This window comes from Streptomyces sp. NPDC003011 (assembly GCF_053591515.1).
The window spans coordinates 1-23,560 of record NZ_JBSFTY010000060.1; the positions used below are offsets into that span (position 1 = coordinate 1).

15 protein-coding genes and 2 pseudogenes are annotated in these 23,560 nt (G+C 74.4%); 5 read left to right on the plus strand and 12 right to left on the minus strand.

The window, feature by feature from the left end:
* Together ACWD0J_RS27835 and ACWD0J_RS27840 are read right to left on the minus strand one after the other, a co-directional pair.
* Positions 1-104 (minus strand): annotated as a pseudogene (locus ACWD0J_RS27835) (insulinase family protein); the annotation flags it as partial.
* A pseudogene (locus tag ACWD0J_RS27840) lies at positions 82-636 on the minus strand (IucA/IucC family C-terminal-domain containing protein); the annotation flags it as partial. The pseudogenes ACWD0J_RS27835 and ACWD0J_RS27840, both read right to left, overlap by 23 nt.
* A gap of 211 nt (positions 637-847) precedes the next feature.
* Here ACWD0J_RS27840 and ACWD0J_RS27845 point away from each other — a divergent pair.
* Entirely contained in the window at positions 848-2,167 is a 1,320-nt protein-coding gene (locus ACWD0J_RS27845; protein WP_451498589.1) for a DMT family transporter, read from the plus strand.
* Here the strand turns inward: ACWD0J_RS27845 and ACWD0J_RS27850 are convergent.
* Entirely contained in the window at positions 2,157-3,338 is a 1,182-nt protein-coding gene (locus ACWD0J_RS27850) for a transglycosylase family protein (protein ID WP_451498590.1), read from the minus strand. The genes ACWD0J_RS27845 and ACWD0J_RS27850 overlap by 11 nt on opposite strands.
* Before the next feature lie 287 nt (positions 3,339-3,625).
* Here ACWD0J_RS27850 and gndA point away from each other — a divergent pair, with 287 nt between their 5' ends.
* On the plus strand, positions 3,626-5,065 hold the full coding sequence (gene gndA, locus ACWD0J_RS27855) for an NADP-dependent phosphogluconate dehydrogenase (protein ID WP_451498591.1): 1,440 nt from the start codon (positions 3,626-3,628) through the stop codon (positions 5,063-5,065).
* An 804-nt stretch (positions 5,066-5,869) separates the two neighbouring features.
* On the opposite strand, the gene ACWD0J_RS27860 is transcribed toward gndA, so the two are convergent.
* The 3 genes from ACWD0J_RS27860 to ACWD0J_RS27870 all read right to left on the minus strand — a co-directional run bounded on the left by ACWD0J_RS27860 (position 5,870) and on the right by ACWD0J_RS27870 (position 7,099).
* Positions 5,870-6,214: a GNAT family N-acetyltransferase gene (locus ACWD0J_RS27860; RefSeq protein ID WP_451498592.1), complete on the minus strand. Its 345-nt coding sequence runs from the start codon at positions 6,212-6,214 to the stop codon at positions 5,870-5,872.
* Positions 6,215-6,242: 28 nt separating this feature from the next.
* Positions 6,243-6,662 (minus strand): aspartate 1-decarboxylase, encoded by a 420-nt coding sequence (gene panD / locus ACWD0J_RS27865; RefSeq protein WP_451498593.1) that lies wholly within the window; start codon positions 6,660-6,662, stop codon positions 6,243-6,245.
* Between the two features lie 179 nt (positions 6,663-6,841).
* Positions 6,842-7,099, minus strand: a complete 258-nt coding sequence (locus tag ACWD0J_RS27870) for a hypothetical protein (RefSeq protein ID WP_451498594.1) — start codon at positions 7,097-7,099, stop codon at positions 6,842-6,844.
* 393 nt (positions 7,100-7,492) lie between these two features.
* Here ACWD0J_RS27870 and ACWD0J_RS27875 point away from each other — a divergent pair, with 393 nt between their 5' ends.
* Positions 7,493-9,622 carry a CATRA conflict system CASPASE/TPR repeat-associated protein gene (locus ACWD0J_RS27875; protein ID WP_451498595.1) on the plus strand — a complete coding sequence of 710 codons (2,130 nt, stop codon included), beginning with the start codon at positions 7,493-7,495 and terminating at the stop codon, positions 9,620-9,622.
* Between the two features lie 328 nt (positions 9,623-9,950).
* Entirely contained in the window at positions 9,951-12,341 is a 2,391-nt protein-coding gene (locus ACWD0J_RS27880) for an ATP-binding protein (RefSeq protein WP_451498596.1), read from the plus strand.
* Here ACWD0J_RS27880 and ACWD0J_RS27885 read toward each other — a convergent pair.
* From ACWD0J_RS27885 to ACWD0J_RS27905, 5 genes are all read right to left on the minus strand, one after another.
* On the minus strand, positions 12,302-13,252 hold the full coding sequence (locus tag ACWD0J_RS27885; protein WP_451498597.1) for a helix-turn-helix domain-containing protein: 951 nt from the start codon (positions 13,250-13,252) through the stop codon (positions 12,302-12,304). The two genes, ACWD0J_RS27880 and ACWD0J_RS27885, sit on opposite strands and share 40 nt — an antisense overlap.
* 525 nt (positions 13,253-13,777) lie before the next feature.
* Positions 13,778-14,494 (minus strand): hypothetical protein, encoded by a 717-nt coding sequence (locus tag ACWD0J_RS27890; RefSeq protein ID WP_451498598.1) that lies wholly within the window; start codon positions 14,492-14,494, stop codon positions 13,778-13,780.
* A 10-nt stretch (positions 14,495-14,504) separates the two neighbouring features.
* Entirely contained in the window at positions 14,505-14,885 is a 381-nt protein-coding gene (locus ACWD0J_RS27895; RefSeq protein WP_451498599.1) for a CATRA system-associated protein, read from the minus strand.
* A 33-nt stretch (positions 14,886-14,918) separates the two neighbouring features.
* Positions 14,919-18,725 (minus strand): CHAT domain-containing protein, encoded by a 3,807-nt coding sequence (locus ACWD0J_RS27900; RefSeq protein ID WP_451498600.1) that lies wholly within the window; start codon positions 18,723-18,725, stop codon positions 14,919-14,921.
* A gap of 282 nt (positions 18,726-19,007) precedes the next feature.
* The gene (locus tag ACWD0J_RS27905) at positions 19,008-20,894 is read right to left on the minus strand and encodes an ABC transporter ATP-binding protein (protein WP_451498628.1); all 1,887 of its coding nucleotides are present in this window, start codon (positions 20,892-20,894) and stop codon (positions 19,008-19,010) included.
* 261 nt (positions 20,895-21,155) lie between these two features.
* On the opposite strand from ACWD0J_RS27905, the gene ACWD0J_RS27910 reads away from it, so the two are divergent.
* A complete protein-coding gene (locus ACWD0J_RS27910) occupies positions 21,156-22,076 on the plus strand; it encodes a lysylphosphatidylglycerol synthase transmembrane domain-containing protein (protein WP_451498629.1) in 921 nt (306 codons plus the stop codon).
* Between the two features lie 173 nt (positions 22,077-22,249).
* Here ACWD0J_RS27910 and ACWD0J_RS27915 read toward each other — a convergent pair whose 3' ends face one another.
* On the minus strand, positions 22,250-23,491 hold the full coding sequence (locus ACWD0J_RS27915) for an NAD(P)/FAD-dependent oxidoreductase (protein ID WP_451498601.1): 1,242 nt from the start codon (positions 23,489-23,491) through the stop codon (positions 22,250-22,252).
* Positions 23,492-23,560: the final 69 nt, after the last annotated feature.

Here is a 23,560-nt window from a genome sequence, read left to right on the forward strand (position 1 = left end):
GACGAGATGTCCAGGGCGCTGCGGCGGGACGTGCCCTTGAAGAGCAGGTGCTCCAGGTAGTGCGTGGCGCCGTTCAGGGCCGGCGTCTCGTCGCGCCCACCCGTCCAGCTGCCGGGCGGCGCCCGCCAGCGCGGAGGCCGCGTTGCCCCACAGCAGGCCCTCGGCGACGCGGTAGCGGGCGTGCAGGGTGTCCGTCAGCGGCTGGAGGTGGGCGCGCAGGACGACGTCCGTGAGAGTCCGGGCGTTCGCGGGCAGGGGCCGAACCGCGGACAGCCACAGGTCGTCGGGGGCGCTGCCCGCGGGGTCCCAGCGCAGCAGCCGCGGGTCGAGGTCGGGCACCTGCTCGTAGAGGACGGCACAGCCGAGCGCCACCGACCACAGGCGGGCCGCGAGACCCTGCTGGGCCACCGAGACCGCGATCCGCGTCTGCGGGGCGCGCAGCGCGTCGGCCACCTTGCGGACCCGGACGTGCAGGGCGGCGTTCTCGCCGGTGTGCGCCGAGGTGTTCCCGTAGACGTGCGCGAGGGTCGGCGGCGCCGGGCTCGGGGTTCCGGTCGTGCGCAGGGCGAAGAAGCCGCCGAGCGGCCCCAGCGCGGCGAGGTCGGGGTCAAGGTCCACGAAGAGCAGTAGTACCAAGCCCCCTGAGGGCTGCGACCAGTAGGGGTCGGCCCCCGGGTCACCCACCTTGGGGATGACGGGGTCCGTTTCGTACTCCATCGGCAGTAGGACCCATTGCCTGCTCAGGGACGACGACGGCGAGGAATTTTCGCGGGATCGTAGTGGTTATGGAAGCCGACCGTTCGTCGCGCCGGGCAGCCCGCCCCCGCCACACGCAGAGGAGCAACTCATGAGTGCCCTCGCGTTGTCCGTGCTGCTGTCGCTCGTCTCCGCCGTCGCCTACGCGGCCGGAGCGATCGTGCAGGAGCAGGTCGCGGCGTCCTCCCCCGACGAACAGTACGCGCCGCTGCGCCGACCGGGCTGGTGGGCGGCGGTCGCTCTCAACGGCCTCGGCGGACTCCTGCACGTGGTGGCGCTCGCCTACGGCCCGCTGAGCCTGGTGCAGCCGCTGGGCGCGCTGACCATCGTGTTCGCCCTGCCCATGGCCGCGTTGTTCGTGGGCCGCAGGGCCGGGGCGACCGCGTGGCGGGGCGCGATCATGGCGACGGTGGGTCTGGCGGGTCTGCTGTCCCTGGTCGGCGCGTCCGACGCGCAGTCGCTGGACACCACCCAGCGCGTGCTCGTCGCCGTGGTCACCGCGGGTGCGGTGATCACGCTGATGATCGCGGGCCGGGCCGCGCACCGGCACCCGGCGGTCCGCAGCATCCTGCTCGCGACCGCGTCCGGCATCGCGTTCGGCATGTCCTCGGTGTTCACCAAGACGGTCGCCGTCGACTGGACCGGCGGTGTCTCGGCGGGCGACGTGCCCTCCCTGGCGGTGATCGGCGTGCTGGCCACGGCCGGCATGCTGCTGTCGCAGGCCTCCTACCGGGGCGCCGGTCTCGCGGCCCCGCTGGCCATGCTCACGGTCGTCAACCCGATGGTGGCGGCCGCGGTCGGCATCACGATGTTCGGCGAAACCTTCCGCTACGGCACCACGGGCACCCTGCTCGCCCTGGGCTGCGGTGTGGTCGCGGCGGGCGGCCTGATCCTGCTGACCACGGAGCGGCTCGCCCGCACGCACGCCGAGGAGGCGGCCGCCCCGGCCACGCCGGTCCTTGCGGCGACGCCGGAGCCCGCCGCCGAACCGGTCCCCGTGGGGGAACTGGCCGGGGAACTCCTCGCGCGGCTGCCCGAGCAGCAGGTCGCCGCACTGCGCAGGAGCGTGCTCGTCCCCTCGCCCGCACGGGAGGTCGTCCCGCAGGGTGCACGGGAGGTGCTCCCGTCAGGTGCGGGTGTACGGCAGGGCATGCCCGGTGTCCCGCCGGCCGCGGTCCCGGACGGTCTGCCCGTCCCGGGACCGGCCGGCGCGCAGAGCGTGCTCCCCGCGCCGCTCACCGCTCCGGAGGGTTTGGTCATCCCGGGCCCGTCGTCGGTCCCGGACGGCGGCGGCCGGCAGGAGCCGTCGCCGCCGATCCGCGAAGAGGTCCTGTTCTACGGCCCCTTCTACGGCGGCCCCTACGTTCCGCTGCCCCTCCTGGACCGGCACCGCACCCGCGTCACATCCTGACGCCGCCGGCCCGCAGGTAGGCCACCGGGTCGATGTCCGTGCCGAAGCCGGGCCCCGTCCGCACCTCGAAGTGCAGATGCGGGCCCGAGCTGTTGCCGGTGGAGCCCGAGCGGCCGATGCGCTGGCCGCCGCCCACCGTCTGACCGCTCTTCACGGAGATCGCCGACAGGTGGGCGTACTGGCTGTAGCGGCCGTCGGAGTGCCGGATCACCACCTGGTAGCCGAAGGAACCCTCCCATCCGGCGCTGACGACCTTGCCCGCACCGACCGCCTTCACGGACGTACCGGTGGGCACCGGGAAGTCGACGCCGGTGTGGTAGCCCTTCGACCAGGACGACCCGGCCTTGCGGTAGGGCGTGCCCGCTCCGGCGCTGACCGGCGCGACCAGGGAACGGCTCTTGGTGGCCTTCTCCGCGGTGTCCTCGGAGTCGGTGTCCTGGGGGTTCGACGAGGTCTTCTTCCCGGTGGACGTACCGGTGCTCCGGGTCGCCGTGGTGGCGGTGCCCTGGGAGTCCAGCTTCAGCCGCTGCCCCGGCACGATCAGGTCGGGGTCCGCACCGATGGTCGTCCGGTTGGCCGTGTACAGCCCCTCCCAGCCGCCCCGGACGCGCTGGGCGTCCGCGATGGCGGAGAGCGAGTCGCCGCGCACCACCGTGTACATCTCGGCCGTCCCGGCCCGGGACTGGGGCGTGGTCTGCGGCCGGACGTCCCGGACGGAGGTGCCGCCCGTCTTCCTGGCGGCCTTCTCCGCGGTCCCGGTGCCGCCGGCGGGCCGGATGTCCGGGGTGCCCCCGCCCCGGGTCAGCCCGGCCCGGTCCGAGCACACCGGCCAGGCGTTCGGCCCCTGGCCGTCCAGCACCTTCTCCGCCACGGCGATCTGCTGGTCCTTGGTGGCCAGATCCGCACGGGGCGCGTACCGCGTGCCGCCGTACGCCTCCCAGGTGGACCGGCTGAACTGCAGCCCGCCGTAGTAGCCGTTGCCGGTGTTGATGCTCCAGTTGCTGGTCGACTCGCACGCGGCGACCTTGTTCCACGTGTCCACGTCGGCGGCGTGGGCCACGCCGGTGCCGATCAGCGGGATCGCCATACCGGCGCCACCCGCCGTGACGGTCAGTGAGGCGCGGTTGATCCTGTTCGGCTGATACCGGCGGTGCCGGCCGCGTACGGCCATGGAAAGCCCCCTCGACATGCGTCAGGAGGGGCAAAAGTAAGCGCTGCGAACAGGCCATGACAAGACGGCAATCGGCCGCGCTGCGGTGCAAGCGACCGGGAACGGACGTCAGTTGGACGCCGGCTGAGGAAGGAGGGGCCTTCCGTGCGTATCTGCCTGCGCGAGCGGTACACCGAACGGCCCCGGACGCGGGGCCGGTGTGCCGGCACGACACCATGGTCAGTGGGGCAGACTGGCGGGCACGACCGGCATTCCCCCGAAAACCGGATCCTTTAGGAGCCAACCGCATGAGCACATCAGCCCAGATCGGCGTCACGGGACTCGCGGTCATGGGCCGCAACCTCGCCCGCAACTTCGCCCGCAACGGCTACACGGTCGCGCTGCACAACCGGACGGCGTCGCGTACGCACGCCCTGGTCGAGGAGTTCGGCAGCGAGGGCGACTTCATCGCGGCCGAGACCGCCAAGGAGTTCGTGGCCGCGCTGGAGCGGCCCCGCCGACTGGTCATCATGGTGAAGGCCGGTGACCCCACCGACGCGGTGATCGAGGAGTTCGCCCCGCTGCTGGAGCCCGGCGACATGATCATCGACGGCGGCAACGCGCACTTCGCGGACACCCGGCGACGCGAGCGCGACCTGCGCGAGCAGGGCATCCACTTCGTCGGCATGGGCGTCTCGGGCGGCGAGGAGGGCGCGCTGCACGGGCCGAGCATCATGCCGGGCGGGCCGAAGGAGTCGTACGACTCGCTCGGCCCGATGCTGGAGAAGATCTCCGCGAAGGCCGCGGACGGGTCGCCGTGCGTGACGCACGTCGGTCCCGACGGCGCCGGGCACTTCGTGAAGATGGTGCACAACGGCATCGAGTACGCCGACATGCAGCTGATCGGCGAGGCGTACCAGCTGCTGCGCGATGTCGCCGGGTACGAGCCCGCCCAGATCGCCGACATCTTCCGCACCTGGAACACCGGCCGCCTGGACTCCTACCTGATCGAGATCACGGCCGAGGTGCTGTCCCACGTGGACGCCGCCACCGGCAAGCCGTTCGTGGACGTGGTGGTGGACCAGGCCGAGCAGAAGGGCACCGGCCGCTGGACCGTCCAGATCGCCCTCGACCTCGGCGTCCCGGTCTCCGGCATCGCGGAGGCGGTGTTCGCGCGCTCGCTGTCCGGGCACGCGTCGCTGCGCGAGGCGTCACGCGGGCTGGCCGGTCCGAAGGCCTCTCCGCTGAGCGAGTCCGAGGCGGGCGCCTTCGCCGACCGGGTCGAGCAGGCGCTGTACGCGTCGAAGATCGTGTCCTACACCCAGGGCTTCCACGAGGTCGCCGGGGGCAGCGAGGAGTACGGCTGGGACATCGACCTGGGTGCCGTCTCGGCGATCTGGCGCGGCGGCTGCATCATCCGCGCGGCCTTCCTGGACCGCATCCGCGCGGCCTACGACACCCGCGCCGACCTGCCGAGCCTGCTGTCCGACGACACGTTCGCCCAGGAGATCGCGGACGCCCAGGACGACTGGCGCGAGGTCCTCGTCGCCGCGACCCGCCAGGGCGTCCCGACTCCGGGCTTCGCCGCGGCCCTCGCCTACTACGACGCCCTGCGCGCGGAGCGGCTGCCCGCCGCGCTGACACAGGGACAGCGGGACTTCTTCGGCGCGCACACCTACCGGCGGACCGACCGGGAGGGGTCGTTCCACACGCTGTGGGGCGGAGACCGGTCGGAGGTGTCGGAGTAGGGACCAGTGGATGGGGGGTGTGCGGGCAGCCCCTCGGGCGTTGCGGTGGACGGCGTCGTTCCGCCGCCCACCGCGGTCGTTTCAGGTGAGCGGAGGTCCCGGTTCCGGGCTCGGCACCGGCTCCGGTCCCGGGGGGACGGGGGAGGGGGACGGCGGGACCGGGGACGGCTCGGGACCCGGGGTCGGGGCCGGGCCAGGCGTCGGGTCCGGGCCGGGAACCGGGTCCGGACCGGGGGGTGGAGTGGGGTTCGGTACCGGGTCGGGGTACGGCTGCGGGGGCTGCGGATCCGGTCCCGGTGTGGGGACCGGCCCGGGTCCCGGGTGCACGGGATCCGAATACGGGTTCGTCATGGTGTCCTCCGGCCAGTCGTCGACATCGGCTCTGGACTACTCCCCCGCCTACCCGGCAGCGGCGCCACCACTCACTCCTCCGCGTGAAGCGTCTGGCCCGGCCGGCCCGCCCGGGGTGCGGCCTGCCCGACCCACGGCCCCTGCGTCCGGCCGCCATGCTCCGGACACTCCGAAGTGACGCATCGTTCCGAGGGGTTCACCAGACTGCATGCCGTGTATGCCGACGCCATCGGGCGGTCCGCACGCGGGCGGTCCACACGTGGGCGATCCGCTCGCGCCACCGGTACGCCCGGCTCGGAGCGGTGCGCAGCACGGCCCGGGCGCCGGGGCGAGACCCGCCCGCTCCGAGGGGGCGGCCGACCGGCGGTTCTCCGTCTTCAGGGATTCAGCACCTCGCCCTCGACGCTCCCCGCGCACCGGCGAGGCGGGCTCCTGGGGGTTCGCGGTGGTGGCTCAGAACCGTCCCGGGTGCGCCGCCAGCCACTTCTTGGCCGCGCGCAGCAGCTCGGGGTCGGCCGCCGGAGCTTCGTCGGGGTGGCGTTCGGCCCACTTGACGACGTACGGGCACAGCGGGGCGACGACGGTTCCCTCGCGCTGCGCGAGGGCGTACAGCTCGCGGGCCAGGGAGCCCGCGATGCCCTTTCCCTCGTGGGCCGGCTCGACGATCGTGTGGACGGGGACGAGCGCGGACGCGGGCGACTCCAGGACGAAGTACTCGACGCGGCCGACGACTTCACCACCGGCGATCGCCTCCAGACGGCCCGCCGTCCGGTCGTCGCGGATCTCCATGTCGCTCATGGGCAGGCTTCCTGGTCCGAAGTCGGGGTCAGGCCACGACGGCCTGCGGGCTGCGCTTCTGGTCCGAACCCGGCACCGGCTCGGACGGGTCGGCCCCCAGCGCCACGACACGGTTGTCACGGTCCACGTGCACGACCCGGGGTGCGAACGCCCGCGCCTCGGCGTCGGACATCTGAGCGTAACTGATGATGATCACCAGATCCCCGGGATGCACCAGATGGGCGGCGGCCCCGTTGATCCCGACGACCCCGGAACCGCGCTCGCCCTCGATGACGTACGTCTCCAGCCGGGCGCCATTGGTGATGTCGACGATGTGCACAAGCTCACCGGGCAGCAGATCGGCGGCGTCGAGCAGCTCCGCGTCGATGGTCACCGATCCCACGTAGTGCAGGTCGGCCTGGGTGACGGTGGCGCGGTGGATCTTGGACTTGAACATGGTACGCAGCATGAAAGTACTCCAGGACCTAGGCTCCCTGCCTGCGTTTTTGCAGGTCAAGGGCTGTTCCTTCAGCCTGCGGTGGCTCCTTTCCGGCTGGCACCGCCGCTTGGCTGACGCCCGGCCGGCCAGGACCCGCGGCCTCCGTTCACGGAGGAGTCGGTGAACCACGGCTGACAAGCGGGATCAGCTTAGGGACCGGCCTCTGCGAGGCGCACCGAGATCTCCGTCACGTTCGAGCGAGACCGGGGCCACTCCCCTGCGGCACCGCCCGGGGCGCTGTCGCAGACCCCAGGGTTCTCACTGCCGACGTGGTGACGGGCCGCCCAGGCCGCCGGGGCGTCGCCGTAGTGGACGCGGACCAGCCGCGTCCCACGGGCCAGCACGACGGCCGGTTCGTCGCGGACCGTGTGCAGGGCGTCCGGGGCGTCCGGGGCGTCGTAGAACACGCGGGCCGTCGTCTCGGCGACGGCGTCCGGTACCCGCCACAGTGGGCCGGCCGCACGAACGCGGAGGTGAGGTGATCACCTCGTCAGGTCCAGCCTGTCCAGCCGGTCGAGCGCGTCGCGCAGCTGCTCGACGCGCCGGGCGAGACCGGCGTCGTACGCCGCCGCCGGCGCCTCGGCCGCGCGGGCGGACGCGTCCAGGCGGCCGGCGGAAGCCGCCAGGTGGAGACGGCCTCGGGCGACTCGCGGGCCCGGGTGAGCAACACCGCGTCCCTGCCGGTTCCGGGGGGAACCGCCCTAGACTGCGGGGACTCAACTGTAGTGAGAACGCCGGGAGTGGCGACGCGAGGCGGGGGTGTACCGCACGTGCCCAAAAGGAAGGCAGCGGAGCGGGAAGTGACGTTCCGTCAGGTCACGGAGCAGGAGGTGGCGGTCCACGTCTTCGTCTCCCTGGACGGCACACGTGCCGAGGAGGGAGTGGCGTCCCTGCGGGCGATGTGGGGACGCTTTCAGGAACTGCAGCACGCCGACCGGGAGTTGTACGCCACGCTGCCGGTCCGGGTGCCGGACGTCCTGCCCGCCCCGCCCGTGCACGGCTCGGTCGTGGTGGCGGGCGTGCAGTCCGCCGACCGGCTCGACCAGGCGATCCTGCGCCGGCACCGGGAGATCCTCAATCTGTCGGTCCTGCTCGGCGCCGGTCCGGGCCGGGAGTGGTCCGGGTTGCGCGAGCGGCTGGAGACGGTCGTGGGGCTGCTCGGGGCATGCCATCTGGGCGCGGTGACACTGGAGTTGGGGAAGCTGCCGGAGGAGACACCCGGGGACGTCGACCTGACGGAGCAGGAGGGCGGCGACGAGTCGCAGCGGCGGCTGTTGCGGATGCTGGGGCGGGTCGGCGCGGACGCGCGGCTCGGTGCCTGGGCGTGGTCCGACGACCGCCGCCCGGAGATGCCGCACTTCGTCCGCTACCTGATGCACATGACGGCGATCCGCTACCAGCACAGGACGTATCGCCGGCTGGCGGAAGCCAGGGACGCGGGGACGACGGGACCGCTGGCCGTGGTGCGGCGGCCCGACGGCCGCATGGACCGGGAACTGCCCTCGACGGCCGAAGCGCACTTCATCCGGGACTCGGTGGACGGCATCTGGGAGAACGCCCGGCAGGCCCTGGAAGCGTCGGGCCTCGACGGCGGGACCGTGGCGGCGGACGACCGGCGGTTCGCCTCGTCCTTCCTCTGGTGGCTGAACGGCATTCTCGCGCTGCTGGAGCGGGCCGGGATCGGTGATCCGCTGCGGGGCCCCCGGCGGGAGCCGGGCCGGCCGGTGCGGGTGCTGGTCGTCGCCGACGAGTGGTTCCCGGCGCGCGGCGGCCTGAGCACGTTCAACAGCAGACTGTGCGTCGCGCTCGCCCGGGAGAAGGCTGACGTCCGTGTCATGGTCGAGGCCGCGACTCCCGAGGAGCGCGCGGACGCGGCCGAGGACGGGGTGCGGCTGATCGAAGTCGCTCGCCCGGGGCTCAGCAGGGACGCGGCGCTGTCGGTGCCGCCGGTGTTCGCCGACGGGTTCGTGCCCGACCTCGTCCTCGGGCACGGCAGGGTCACAGGATCGGCCGCCAAGGCGCTGGTCGAGCGCTATTTCAAGAACGCCGGGCGGCTGCACTTCCTGCACGTCGAACCGGACCAGGCCGAAGCCCACAAGCCGCACGCCGAGGGGGACCTGGCGGCTCGCGCCGAGGACCGTACGGACCAGGAACTCCGGCTCTGCCGGGGCGCGCTGCACCCGGTACCGGTCGGCCCCCGGCTGGAGCGGGCCCTGTGGCCCCATCTGCGTACACCCGAGTACCAGGACCTGGCCGCACCCGTGCGCGTCGACCCGGGCTTCGACGGCGGGACCCCGGTGTCTCCGCCCCGGCCGGGGGAGATCCCCCAGATCCTGCTGCTGGGCCGCCTGGAGGACGCCGATCTGAAGGGGCTGGACATCGCGGCCCGGGCGCTGGGAAAGGCGAGCTCGAAGACGGCGGAGCCCGGGTCGTGGCACCTGCTCGTACGGGGGGTCCCCGACGACGAGTCCGCGGCGTTGGCGGCTCGGGTGGAGAAGTGGGTCGCCAACCCCGACGTGGACGTCATTCCCCGCCGCTACTCCGCCGATCCCCGGCGGATCAAGAACGACCTCGCGCGGGCCAGTCTGGTCCTGATGCCCTCCCGGGCGGAGGCGTTCGGCTTGGCCGGCGCGGAGGCGATCGCCTGCGGGGTGCCCGTCCTGGTCAGCGGCCGCAGCGGGCTGGGCATGCTGTTGCGCGCTCAGCGGTCGCCGGTCGCGGCTCGGGCCGTGGTGGACGTGGGGGCCACGCGGGGCAGCCGCAAGGCCGACGTCCGGACCTGGACCCAGGCCATCCACGCCGTCGTACGCAACCCGGAGGCCGCGTTCCGCGACGCCGCGGAACTCCGCGAGGTGATGGCCGCCCGTTACACCTGGGCCACGGCCGCCACCACCGTGCTCGACTGCATCCGTTCCGACGTGACCGCCTGACCCCTCTCCCGGTCGGGGGGCACCGCTGACCCGCCTCCGCCCCTCGCGACCGCCGGCCCCGCCGCAGCACTCCGAAACCCTCCGACCCGCGACCGGGCCCCCGTGTCCCGCAGGTGGACGCGGAGGGCCGGGGCCGGGGTGCGGCGCGGCGTTCAGTGGGTCTGCACGGGTGTCCTCCTCTGCGGCCGGCCGAGGGCCGATATCCCCTCGGGGTGGAATCCGCAGGCAAACACGCGGATCCGTCCGGCCGCCCCCGGTCCTGGAACACACTGGAATCGTCTGGATCCGCACGGTGCGGACTCGCGAACGTCCCCGGGGAGGAACGGTGGTGGGCGAAGTCCCCTGGCCGCCCGGCCAGGACGCGAAGGCGCTGGGGCAGCGGCTGGCGGTCGAACTGACCCGCGCTGTCGTGCAGGCCGAGAAACGGTTCGGCAGGACACCGGACCGCCGAGAGCTCGCCAGACGTCTCAACGTCTCCACCAGCAGCCTGTACGCCTATCTCAACGGCACCACCCTGCCCGGTACCCAAGTCCTCGACGCGCTCCTCGCCGCGCTGGACGTCCCCGGACCCGAGGCGGGCCGGCTCGCCACCCTGCGGGACGAGGCCGACGCCGCCCGGCGACTGCGTCCCACCGCCGCCCGCGCCTACGCCCGCCAGTCGCCCGGCACTTTCCGTACTCCCCGGCAACTCCCCCTGTCGCATTCCGTGTTCGTCGGGCGGGACGCCGAACTCGCCCGGCTGGACGCGTTGCAGAGCCCGGCCGACGACCCCGCCACGGGCAGGGCTGCCGTCGCCGTCGTCGAGGGCACCGCGGGCGTCGGCAAGACCGCGCTCGCCCTGCACTGGGCGCACCGGGCGCAGGCCCGCTTCCCGGACGGGCAGCTCTACGTCGATCTGCGGGGCTTCGGCGACGAGGCGGTCACGGACCCCGGCGAGGCCCTGCACGGCTTCCTCCAGGCCCTCGGCGTCACCCCCGCCGCCGTCCCCGCCGACACCGCCGTGGCCTCCGGACTGCTGCGCACCCTGCTGGCCGGCCGCCGGGTGCTGCTGGTCCTGGACAACGCCCGCTCCGCCGACCAGGTACGGCCGTTGCTGCCCACCGCTCCCGGTTCCGTCGCCGTCGTCACCAGCCGCAACCGGCTGGACGGCCTCGTCGTACGCGAGGGCGCCCAGCGCATAGCCCTCGACGTGCTGCCCCGCCATGACGCCCGCACCCTCCTGGAGCGGCAGATGGGCGCCGAGCGGCTCGCCCTGGAGCCGCACGAGGCCGACGAGCTGGTCGACCTGTGCGCCCGGCTGCCGCTCGCGCTGAGCGTGGCCGCCGCCCGCACGGCCGCCGCCCCCGCCGGTTCGGTCGGCGCCTGGGTCCGCGAACTGCGGCGCTCCCGAGCGCCGTTGGACCTGTTCGGGGTGCACGACGCGGATGTCGACCTGCGGACCGTCTTCCACGGTTCGTACGCGCTACTGCCGCCGCCCGCCGCCCGTCTCTTCCGGCTCCTGGGCTGTCACCCCGGGCCCGAGATCGACGCCACAGCCTGCGCGGGCCTCATCGGCGCCACGGAACCGCCCACCGCTCTCCTCGACACCCTCACCGCCGCCCACCTCGTCCGCCAGCACACCCCCGGCCGCTACACCCTCCACGACCTGCTCCGGCTCTACGCGGCAGAACTCCTCGACGGCCTGCCGCGGGAGCGCCGGGACGGCACCGAACGGCTGCTGCGGCACTACCTGGACACCGCGCGCCTGGCCGACCATCACCTCGAACCGTGGCGCCCGGCACCCGGTGGGGCGCCGAGACCCACCGCGGCGCAGCCGCCGATCGACGGCCACGCCGCGGCGACCGGCTGGTTCGAGGCGGAACTGTCCGCGCTCCAGGCCGTCATCGCCCTGGCCGCCGCCACCCCCGGCCTGGAGCCGTACGCCTGGCGGCTGGCCGACGCCTGCGCCGTCCATCTGCGCCGCTCCGGCCGCCGCGCCCAACGGGCCGCCGTGCACGCACTGGCCCGCGACGCCGCAGGCCGGGCCGGGGACCGTGCCGCCCGGGCCACCGCCACCCGCCGGCTCGCCGACGCCCTCTCCCGCCTGAACCGCACGAGGGAGGCGCTCGACCTGCTGTACGAGACCCTGCGCACCTGCCGCGACCTGGCCGACGAGGAAGGCGTGCGGGAGGTACGGCTCTCCCTGGTCCGGGTGTACAGCTCCTGCGGCGACCCCCGCAGGGCACTGCCGCACGCCCGGCTCGCCCTCGCCATGGCGGAGCGCACCAAGGACCCGCTCGCGCTCGCCGACGGCCTCACTTCCGTGGCCCAGCAGTGGGAACGGCTCGGAGAGCACGCCGTCGCCCTCGACCGGGCACGCCGGGCCCTGGACCTCTACACCCGGCTCGGCCACCTCGACGGACAGGCGGGCATCCTGATCGGCATGGGCCGCGCGGAACTGGGGCTCGGCCGGCCCGCCGCCGCGATCGGCCATTACGAGGTCTCCCTGGACCTCGACCGGGCCCTGGGCGACCTCTACCACGAGGCCCGGGCTCTGGAGCACCTCGGGGACGCCCACGCGGCACTCGGCCGGGGCGAGGACGCGCGCGCCCTGTGGGAGGGAGCCCTCGCGCTCTTCGAGGACCTGCACCATCCCGACGCCGAGCCGGTCCGCGCCAGGCTGCGTACTCCGGCGGCGGACTACCCTGCGGTGCCCGCCTCCAGCCAGCACAGCCCGTAGCCGTAGCCCACCTTCATCGCCCCGAACTCGACGTGCACCAGCCCCTGTTCGTCCGGGCGCAGGGCCGGCGTGCCCGGGTCCTGCTGGTAGATCACGGCAGTGGGCACCCCGGCCAGCCGCCACACCGTGCGCGGCGGCCTCGCCCGGTCGAAGCGGACCCGCAGCCGGAAGTGCTCGCTGCGGGTCAGCGGCACGTGCACGAAGTGCGGTGCCATCGGCTGATCCGGCGGGATGCGCAGCCGCACCTCGTACACGTGCCGCGTCCCGGCCTTCAGCGGCGCGGGCAGCACCAGGAACCGCTCGAAGTAGCTCTCGTACTGCGGTCCGCCGCCCTCCAGCCGTCCCCCCTGGACGACGGAGATCTGCAACCCGTGCCCGCGCCTGCTGTCACCGGCGCGCCGGGGCACGCTGACCCCGACCGGTATCCGGGCCAGCCCGTCGCAGGTCGCGACCACGACCCGGCGCTCCAGCGCCTGTGGAGTCGGGGTGTCCAGCCTCAGCCGGGTGGACACGGACTCGGTGTACCAGCCGTGCGGCTCGGTGCGCGCGCAGTGCTCCGGGCACCGCTCGGCGTGCGCCCCGGTCGTGCGGTCCGCCGGTCCCCAGGGCGGCGGGGTCACCCCGGCCGGACCGTCCGGACAGTCGGGGTCCAGGGCCCGGCGCACCTGCGCCCAGTACTCGCCCCATCGCCGCACGTCGCCCCCGCAGGCGCCGACGATCGCCAGGGTGACCGGACGGGTGGGATGGTGCTCGCCGCGCATGGCGTCGCTGACGGTCGTCCTGCCGTACCCGGTGCGGCGGGCCAGCTGATCCAGGGTGAGTCCGGCCGATCCGCGCAGGTCCCGGAGCCAGTACGCGAAGAGACGGACCGGTGACCCGTCCAGGACGATCTCCTTCTGCGGACGCCCCATCGTGCGCAACCCCTCTTCTTCGCACCGGCGTTGCCGCCGAGTCTGGCATACGGCCGGGCGAATCGTCCCGGTCTCGCGAGCCTGCCCGCCGGACGTCCCGGTTCTCCGGAGATCGTCCGGTTCGCCGGAGAACCGAGCCTGCCCGCCGGACGTCCCGGTTCTCCGGAGATCGTCCGGTTCGCCGGAGAACCGTTGAGTGCGACTCCGGGCCTTGTTAGACAGGTGGCACCCGGCTCCGGCGCGCCCGCATCGGCACCGGGGCACGCACCCCGAGATCAGGCTCGGTGCCGGCCGCGGCCTCGGGCCCTTCGGCAGGGAGGCGCACCGCGAGATCCGCCGGTACGCCGACGCGCCGGTACGCCGACGTGCTGACGCGCTGGCGCGCTGACGGCCGTCGATCCGGCCATGGAGTGTCCGGGGGTCTGAACGGGCCCACCGGGCGGCCCGCGCCCTCGAGGGCCCGACGAGCACCCGGCACAGGGGACCGGGTGCTCGTCGCCGTGTCCGGGCCTTCCCTCCGGGTGCTCAGCCGACGGCCGCGAACGCCTCCGCCGACACATCCCGTTCGAGCACCGACCGGTGGAACGAGTAGACGCCGATGTGGGAGACCTTCACCAGCAGGCAGTACCGGTCCACCGACGCCACCGACCGGGCCACCTGCGCGTACTCGCGCCGCAGGAAGTGGACCGCCGCCTGGTTCGCCACCGAGCTCTGCCCGCACACCAGCACGACCGGCCGGCTCGACTCCGACGGTGTGAACTTGGCGACCACCGCGTACTCCTGGTGCCCCCGGTCGAAGGAGTAGCGCTCCCCGCCGACCGTGATCGCCACCGAATCGGGGCGGTCACTGAACGGAGTGATCGTCACCCCGGGCAGATGGGCCGCGAGATGCCCGCCGGTGCGCGGATTGGATCCGCCGATCGGCCCGCCGACACAGAACTCGGTACGGTCGTCGTTGCTGCCGCGCAGCTCGCCGGACTCCACGCTCACCCGGCAGCCCAGGTCGCTGAGCAGCACGGCCAGTTCGACGACCGCCCGCAGATCCCGATGCTGGGTCGTGCCCGGCTGCCCGCGTCTGGTGCCGACGACGATCACACAGTGACCGCCCGGCCGGGTGCCGAAGAAGGCGGCCTTGCGGTTCAGCGCCCTGTTCCGCCGTCCCCGCTGCCACAACGAGGTCAGACCGAGAGCGACGAGGCTGGTCAGCAGACCGATCGCGACGTTGGCGGCCACCGACAGCATCGGCCGGCCGTCAGGTCCGCTCGGAAGGCGCGGGCCGCGGGCCGCCGGGCGCGGAGTCCGGGTCGAGGGCGTGCACGAGGGCGACGACGCGCTCCCGGTACGGCTCGGGCAGCGGCACCTTCTCGCCGCCGTCCTCCCGCGACCTCCCGTCCTGGGCGCGCTCGATACGGCCGACCCGGCTGCCCGACAGTTCCTCCAGCTCACCGGTCAGCGCGTCCACCGCCGCCGCGTCCACCGCGGCGACCGCCGCCCACAGCTCGTCGAGCAGCCCGGCGATCTCCTCCCACTCCCGGGGCGGCAGCCACCACTCCTCCAGCATCAGCCCCAGCGCCAGACACGCCGCGCCGGCCGTCTCCCGGTCGATCGAGGCCGCCCTGTCCGATGTGCTCACGCCGTCGTCCTTCCGCTCACCCGTCGTCACCCGTCAGCGCCCCGTGTGGACGTACGGCGCCCATACCCGCGGCGACCCGGCATGCCGCGCCCGCAGCTCCCGTACGATCCCGTGCACGGCCCGCGCGGTGTCGGTGACGTCGAGACCGCCGCCGAACGTCCGCAGGGTGCGATACAGGCGTTCCGTCAGCCGTACCGACACCAGATCCGTCGACTCCCACAGCGCCCCCACCACCTGCGGATAGCCCGCCGTCTGGAACGCCGACGTCAGATGGACGGCCTCGTCGGGGAGGCGGTCGGTGCGGGTGGTGTGGCAGGCCAGCAGGACGGCGAGCTGGGCATGCGGCAAGTGTCCGCGGGCCACGTCCAGCACCCCGAGCCGCCCGTCGGCGAGTTCCAGATGGCTTCTGGACGGGTCCTCGGCGTCGCTGAGGCCGTGACACGCGAAGTGCACGGTGGCCGCCGACGACAGCTCCGTGAGCACCCGTTGGACCGTCGCGTCGGCACCCTGCACGGTCCGCAGTCCGCCCAGGGTGCGGGCCATCGCCGCCACCTCCGCCACGGACGCGCCCTCCCGCCCGTCGGCGCCGGTGGGCCGGCGCACCGCCAGGAAGGGCCCGGCGCTCGGGCCCGCCGCCGGGGCCTGCCGGGCGTGCCGCAGCGCCCTGATGCTCGGCGTGTACGAGGAAGCGACCCGGTCCAGCACCGAGCGCCCGTCGCCGAGCGCGGCCGCCCGATGATGACCTGCGGCGTGCAGCGGCAGATGGGCCAGCGGCCCGGACGCCGACCACCACAGCCTGGGCACCGCACCGCGCGGGGTGCCCTCGGGGATCGGCCGGGTCAGGCCGGCCGCCGCGAGCACGGGTTCCGCGATGGTGTCCCAGAGCCATTCGAGGGTGTCGAACACGGTCTCGGCGGCTTCCTTGCGCCGGGCGCGCGACTCGCCCGCGCCCGCCGAGACCGCCGTGAGGAACCGCCGCGCGGTGTGCGCGAGCCGCCCCTCGGTGGCATCGAGGTGCACGAGCCGGATGCCCTGGGCCGTCACGACGAGGGCATCGGAGCGCAGCCGGTCGATGTTGATCAGGACGATCGGCCCCTGTTCCGCCTCGCGCCGCATCTGCTCGGCGCTCGGCGGCAACAGGAAACGCTCGAACCCGTCGAGCCCCCTGATCCGGGCCAGCAGCCGCTGCCACTCCTCGGCCACCGCGTGCTGGTGCCGGATCCGCGCGGCCTCGCCGGGCCCGTCCGCCGCGCCCGCCACGTGCCGCCGCCGGCTGTCCGGCCCGTCGTCCGGCGCCCCCGCCGCCTCCGCCGTCTCCGTCTCCCGCAGCCGACGGGCCAGGGCGGTGAACTCGCGGGCCGCGTGCGGATGGACCGCGGCCAGGTCGGAGACGTCGCTGCGGGCCTGGAGATCCTGCCCCATCAGCACCGCACGCCCCTGCTCCAGCAGCGCCGCGGCCTGCTCCGTGCGGCCTGCGGCGAGGGCCACCGCGCACGCGGTGCGGGCCAGGCTCGTCCCGGCGAGCCGGTCCGGGAGGTCGGCGGTGCGGCGGGGGCCGGCCGGGGCCGGATAGCGGCGGCCGAGCAGCGCGATGCGCAGAACGGCCTGGCGGTCGTCGCGGTGCAGTGCCTGGGACACCATCAGCGGCAGCGCTTCCAGCGCGGCCTCGGCGGCATCGGTGGCCAGGGCCCAGTCCCGGCGCTCCACCGCCCCGCCGAGCGCGGTGCGCGCGTTCTCGAACCGGGCCCGGGGCGGCAGCACCCGGTCGGCGGCCGGATCCCAGGAGACGGACTCCTCGTCGCCGTAGCGGTGCCAGGTGACGTCGTCGTGGGCGCGGCGGACCAGTTCGGTGACGGCGGCCAGGGCGGGACGAAGCTGCTCGCGCACTTCGGCCAGCTCGGGCGAGTACTCCGGCCGGCCCGGCAGGGCTTCGAGACTCCGCGCCGCCAATTCGACGAGCCGTACCGCCTCCTGGGTGCCGGTCACGTCCCGGCGCAGCCAGGAGACGGTGGCCAGGGCCTGCGCGTAGGGGATGGCACAACCGAGCCAGCTCGCCGACATCTCCGGCATCCGGCCGGCCGCCCAGGCCAGCGCGTCGCACGCCCGGGCGACCGTCGCCTCGTCCTGGTGCAGTGTCCCGTGGTCGTGCCGGTGCATCTCCACCGCGCACAGCAGCTCGACGTACCGCGGACTCGTGGGCGGCAGCAGGGCCAGCTGCTCGTCCCCGCACCGCACGACCCGCTCCAGGTCCCTCGGGTCCTCGCTGAAGGTGAACTGCGCGGCCATCAGCTGCACGAGGACGGCGGCGGCGAAGCCGCGCCGCCCGTCGGGCAGCGGCCCGGCCAGCACGGCCTGCAACTGGTCCACCGCCAGGGCCAGCCGGCGCGGATCGCTCACCCCCGCGCCCAGCAGGGCGCCCCGCACGGCCGCGGCGTCCGGCGGCAGCCCGTCGAGGTCCGCCGCGGAGGCCGGCTCGGCAGGCCCCGCGTCCGCGGGCGGCCCGGGCGGCCATACGAAGGTGACGCCCCCGGTGCGACCAGGTCCGGCGTCCGCCTGGGCGGGCCGGGGGACGCCGGTGAAGGGTGCGAAATCCTCCGGGCCGGGGCCGGGCGAGCGCACGCCGGGGCGGCCCGGCGGGACGTACATCCGGATGGGCGGCAGCTGCACCCCGCTCAGCAGCGGGCCCAGCATCGGTCCCAGCATCGGGCCCACGAACTTGACCAGTGAGGCGCCGCGTGGCAGCCGTCTGAGCATCTGCTCCATCTTGGCGCACGCGGTGCGCTTGTCCGCGATGTGCGGCAGCAGGGGGTGGTCCGGCGGCAGGTCCCGCTGGAGCGCGGCCCACAGCTCGTCCGAGCGCCGCAGGTCGGCGTGCGACCCGGTGAGGAGGGCCCGCGCGCACAGCAGCGCCGGCATGTTCCCGGCGTAGGTCCCGTTGTCGTCGGGCGGCGCGCAGGCGCGGAACGCTTCCAGCTGGGCGATGGCCTCGTCGACCACTTCCCCGTCCAGATGGAGCATCAGAGACGCGGTGAGGGCGAGGGAGAACGAGAGATGCGCCGAGGCCGCCTCGCCGCCGACCGGGCGGACGCCGTGGCGCCGGGAGTGCTCGACCGCCCGCAGCGCCGACCGGCCGGCCGTGAGCGCCAGTTGTACGCCCCGTGTGTCGCTCGGCCGGTCGCGGAAGCGTGCGAGCGTCGCGTGGACGGTGGTGGAGCTGACGAGGCCGGCCTCCAGGTGGTCGGCGGTGATACCGGCGAACGCCGCGTCGGCCCACCGCCCGGCGTCCGCGAGCGCGGACATGTCGCCCGACTCCAGGCGGAAGAGCGCGGACTGCGCCAGCCGGGCCAGCAGACAGGGCCGGACCAGGTCGTCGGCCGGGAGCCCTTCGGCCAGCCGTACGGCGTGCGGATGTGACGGCCGGGGCGGCTCGAAGTGGCGGGGCGGGGGCTCCTCCGGGTAGGTCGCCGCGACCGCCACCGAAGCGTCCGCCGGCCGGCCCTGGGTCTGGGCGGCGAGGTAGTGGTGGACGTCGTCCGACAGCCGGTGGTCCTCGAACCGCAGTGCCAGCGTGCGCTCGGCCAGCCACAGGTGCAGCACCCAGCGGGGCCGCCGCGGATCCCGCTTCTCCCCTACGTCGAGCGCGTACTCCAGGACGGCCACCGCGGCCACCGCGCAGTCCCGGCCGCCCTCGTTCCAGGAGGCGCGCAGCAGCCCGGCCGCCGACGGCAGCCAGCTCTCCGGGTCCTCGCCGGCTCCGGTCACATGCCGCTCGACGGCCGGTGTCCACGCCGCCTCGCAGCGCACCAGCACCCGGTCCACAGCTGTTCGTATCTCTGACACGCCGCCAGTCTTCCCCGCCGCGGCTCGCGGTGGCCCTCATCCGGAAATCTCCGGCAAAACAGCCCCCGGTGTGCTCAGGCCGCTCACGGCAGCCGGGTGCCGCCGGCCGCGCGCAGCACCGAGGAGGCGGGAACCCTTGACCGAGGCGTCGTCCACCGGGTGGTTCCCCGGCAGGATCTGGCCGCACGGGAAGGAACGCGGGGCCGCGGGGAGGGGCGGCCGACGGCGACAGCCGCGGAGTTCCTCCCCGCGACGACGGGGCACTTGATCCCGCCCGTCCCGCTACGCCGCGACGGTCCCCGGCACCTCGTCCGCCCGCCGGGCGAACTGCGTGCGGTGGAGCTCGGCGTAGCGGCCGTCGCGTGCCAGCAGTTCCTCGTGGGTGCCGCGTTCCGCGATGCGGCCGGCCTCGACGACCAGGATCAGGTCCGCGGAGCGCACGGTGGACAGCCGGTGGGCGATCACTACCGCCGTCCGGCCCTCCAGGGCTTCGGTGAGCGCTTCCTGGACGGCCGCCTCGGAGGTGTTGTCCAGGTGGGCGGTGGCCTCGTCGAGGATGACGACGCGCTGACGGGCCAGCAGCAGCCGGGCGATGGTCATGCGCTGGCGTTCGCCGCCGGAGAGGCGGTATCCGCGTTCGCCGACCACGGTGTCGAGGCCGTCGGGCAGGGACTCTACGAGAGCGTCCAGGCGGGAGCGGCGCAGCGCGTCCCACAGCTCGGCCTCGGTCGCCGTGGGCCGGGCCAGCAGGAGGTTCGCGCGGACGCTGTCGTGGAAGAGGTGGCCGTCCTGGGTGACCATGCCGACGGTGCCGCGCAGCGAGCGGGCGCTCAGGTCGCGGACGTCGACGCCGCCGACGCGGACGGCACCTTCGTCGACGTCGTACAGGCGCGGGAGCAGTTGCGCGACCGTCGACTTGCCGGCGCCGGACGAGCCGACGAGGGCGATCGTCTGCCCGGGTTCGGCACGGAACGAGACGCCGTGCAGGACCTCCGCGCCGCCCCGGGTGTCGAGGGAGGCCACCTCCTCCAGGGAGGCGAGGGAGACCTTGTCGGCGGAGGGGTAGCCGAAGCGGACGTCGTCGAACTCGACGGAGAGCGGGCCGTCGGGGACCTCGCGGGCGTCCGGCTTCTCCTCGATGAGGGGCTTGAGGTCGAGTACCTCGAAGACCCGCTCGAAGCTGACCAGGGCGCTCATCACCTCGACCCGGGCGCCGGCGAGGGCGGTGAGCGGGGCGTACAGGCGGGTCAGGAGCAGCGCGAGGGCCACCACGGCACCGGCGTCGAGGGTGCCGCGCAGGGCGAACCAGCCGCCGAGGCCGTAGACGAGGGCCAGCGCCAGGGCCGACACGAGGGTCAGGGCGGTGATGAACACGGACTGGGCCATGGCCGTCCGGACGCCGATGTCGCGCACCCGGCGGGCGCGTTCCGCGAACTCCTCGGACTCCTGCTCGGGCCGGCCGAACAGCTTGACCAGGGTGGCGCCGGGCGCGGAGAAGCGTTCGGTCATCCGGGTGCCCATCGCCGCGTTGAGCGTCGCCGCCTCCCGCTGCATGCGGGCCATGCGGGTGCCCATGCGCCGGGCCGGGATGACGAACACCGGCAGCAGCGCCAGCGCGAGCAGGGTGATCTGCCAGGAGAGCGTCAGCATGACGACGAGGGTGAGAATCAGGGTGACCAGGTTGCTGACCACTCCGGACAGGGTGTTGCTGAAGGCCCGCTGGGCTCCGATGACGTCGTTGTTGAGTCGGGAGACGAGCGCTCCCGTACGAGTGCGTGTGAAGAACGCGACCGGCATGCGCTGCACATGATCGAACACAGCGGTCCGCAGATCGAGGATGAGCCCCTCCCCGAGCGTCGCCGACAGCCGTCTGCCGAGGATGCCGAGCGCCGCCTCCGCCACCGCGATCAGCGCGATGAGGAGGGCGAGGCGCACGACCGTGCCCTCGTCGTCGCCCGACACGATCGCGTTGACGACGCGTCCGGCGAGGACGGGGGTCGCGACCGCGAGCAGCGCGGTCACCACCCCGAGGGCCACGAACCGCGCGATGCGGCGGCGGTGCGGTCGGGCGAAGGCGCCGATGCGGCGCAGCGTCGCGCGGGCCAGGGGGCGTCGCTCCTGCTCGGCGTTCATGACACTGTGCAGCTGTGTCCAGGCCGTGGTCTCCATGCTCATGAGAGGAACCGTAGAACCTCAAGCAAGATTGAGGTCAACGTCCTTCCGCTGACCGCTCGTCCGAGGGATCCGATGACCGTACGTAAGACCCTGTCCCCGCTTCCGCAACCCGCAGTTGGCGCGGGGCGGACAACCTCTTCCACTGTGACAGCGGTACACGTCCCCGAAATCCCCGAGATCCCTGAGCTTCCCCACCTCACCGGTCTCACCGGCCTCCCCGAGGGACGACTCCCCCGTCGCGTCCCAGCCCGGCGGCTGCGTCAGATCCTGTGCCTCCTTCCGCTCCTGCTCGTCACCGTCGTCGCGGTCCGGCACCGGTCGGTGCTCGCCGAGGGCTTCGGCCAGCTGCGGAACGCCGAGTGGCCCTGGCTGGCCGCCGCGGTCGGTACCACGTGCCTGACCTGGGTGGCGGCCGCCACGACCCGGCAGGGTGCCGTCGTCGAGCCGCTGCCCAAAGGGCGGCTGCTGGCCACCCAGTTCGCGGCGGGCGCGGCCAACCACCTGCTGCCGACCGGCCTGGGCGCGAGCGCGGTCAACCTGCGGTTCATGACGGTGTGCGGACTTCCGCTCGCCCGCTCGTCCGCGGCGCTCGCGCTGTACCTGCTGGCCGAGACGGTCGGCCGGCTGGGTCTGCTGGCCGCGCTGCTCGTCGTCCTCCCCGGCGCGCTGCGCCTCGGCGCCCTGCTGCCCGACGGGGCGGTCGGCCCGCTGCTGCCGGCCGCCGTCGCCGCCGTGCTCGTCGTCGCCGTGGGCGTGCTCGGCTGCGTACGACGGCTGCGGACGGCCGCGTTCTCCTTCCTGCGGACCGCGCTGGGCGAGGCGCGCTCGGTGCACGCCCGGCCCGCCCGGGCGTTCGCCCTGTGGGGCGGCTCGCTCGCCTTTCCCGCGTTGCAGGCGGCCGGCCTGGTCGCGGTGGGGATGTCGCTGGGGCTGCCGGTGCCGCCCGCGCACATGGCGCTCGCGTATCTGGCGGCGACGGTCGCCGTCGCGCTGGTGCCCACGCCGGGCGGGATCGGTTCCGTGGAGGCGGCGCTGGTGGTGGCCCTGGTGGCGGCGGGCGGCCCGGCCGCGGTCGCCACGGCCGTGGTCCTCGCCTACCGGATCATCACCGTGTGGCTCCCCCTGGTCCCAGGAGCGCTGACACTGGCCGCCCTGGTCCGGCTGAAGGTCATCTGACCACCGCCCCGGACCGGACCGTGACCCGCACCGGCCCGCCCTTGGTGGCCCCCGTGGCGGCAGGTGGCCCGACCGGACGCGCCACGGCCGCCGTCTCGCCTACCCGATCACCAGCGTGTGGCTCCCCCTGGTCCCAGGAGCGCTGACACTGGCCGCCCCGGTCCGGCTGAAGGTCATCTGACCACCGCCCCGGACCGGACCGTGACCCGCACCGGCCCGCCCTGCGGGTCCACGCGTCCGGTCCAGCGGGCCGTCAGGGTCAGGGTGCGGTTCGGCAGGACCGTACCCGGTGACAGGCGTGCCCGGTGCAGGAGACGGCCGTCCTGGGTGATCCGCAGGACCGGGCGGGACAGCGGGACCGCGGTGCGCAGGACGTACGGCAGACGGTCGGCCGCAGTGACGCGGTTCGGGGCGATCCAGCGCAGCGGCGGCTCCACGAGCAGGGGGACGCCGTCGGGCGGTGCGGCTCCGGCGAGCGTGTCCAGGACGGCGCCGGCCACGTGGACGCCCTCGCGGGCCGCCGTGGCCGCGCTCTCCACGGCGTGCAGGACGCTGCCGGCGGCGAACACGCCTGGGCGTGAGGTGTGCAGCGAACCGTCGACGGCCGGGCCGCGGGTGCCGGTGTCGAGGGTGAGTCCGCCGCGCCGGGCCAGTTCGTGGTCGGGCACGAAGTCGCCGGTGAACACGACGGTGTCGCAGGGCAGCACGGCCGTCCGGCCGTCACGGTGGCGGACCCGCACGCCCGACAGCCGCCCGTGGCCGAGGAGTTCGATGACCGTGGTACCGGTGAGGAGCGGGACGCCGTGGCGCAGACGGGCGCCGAGGGCGCGGGCGGGCGCGGTCTGCGGGCGGGGCAGGTCGGTGACCATCGCGACGACCCGGGCTCCGGCGGCCCGTACGGTGTCGGCGGCGGCGTAGGAGACGTCCTCCGCGCCGACCACCACCGCGCGGGTGCCGACGGGCCGGCCGTACAGGTGCACGGTCTGCTGGAGTTCCCCAGTGGTGTACACCCCGGCCGGGCGGGTGCCGGGCACGAGCCGGGCGGCGCGGGGCCGTTCGCGGGCGCCGGTGGCCAGGACGACCGCCCGGGCGCGGAGCGTCTGCGGCCCGTGCGGGCCGACGGTGTCCAGGGCCAGGGGCCCGGCCCAGTCCAGGGCCGTCACCCCGGTGCGTACGACGGCTCCGGCACGCTCGGCGGCGGTCACGAGGGCGCGGGCGTACGCGGGGCCGGTGAGGGGGTGCAGCGGCGTGCCGTAGCCGCCGTGGGCGCAGTGCCGGGGTGTTCCCCCGGCCCGCTGCTCCCGGTCCAGCACCTCGACCCGGCCGGCGCCGGCGAGGGCCAGCCGGGCGGCGGCGGCGAGTCCGGCGGGGCCGGCGCCGACGACGAGCACGTCGACGTCACGCTCGGCGCTCACGCGCGGCCCTCCCCGGACCGGCCGGGCACCGCGGCACCGCGCGTCCTCCGGCCCGGCGTGCCGAGACCG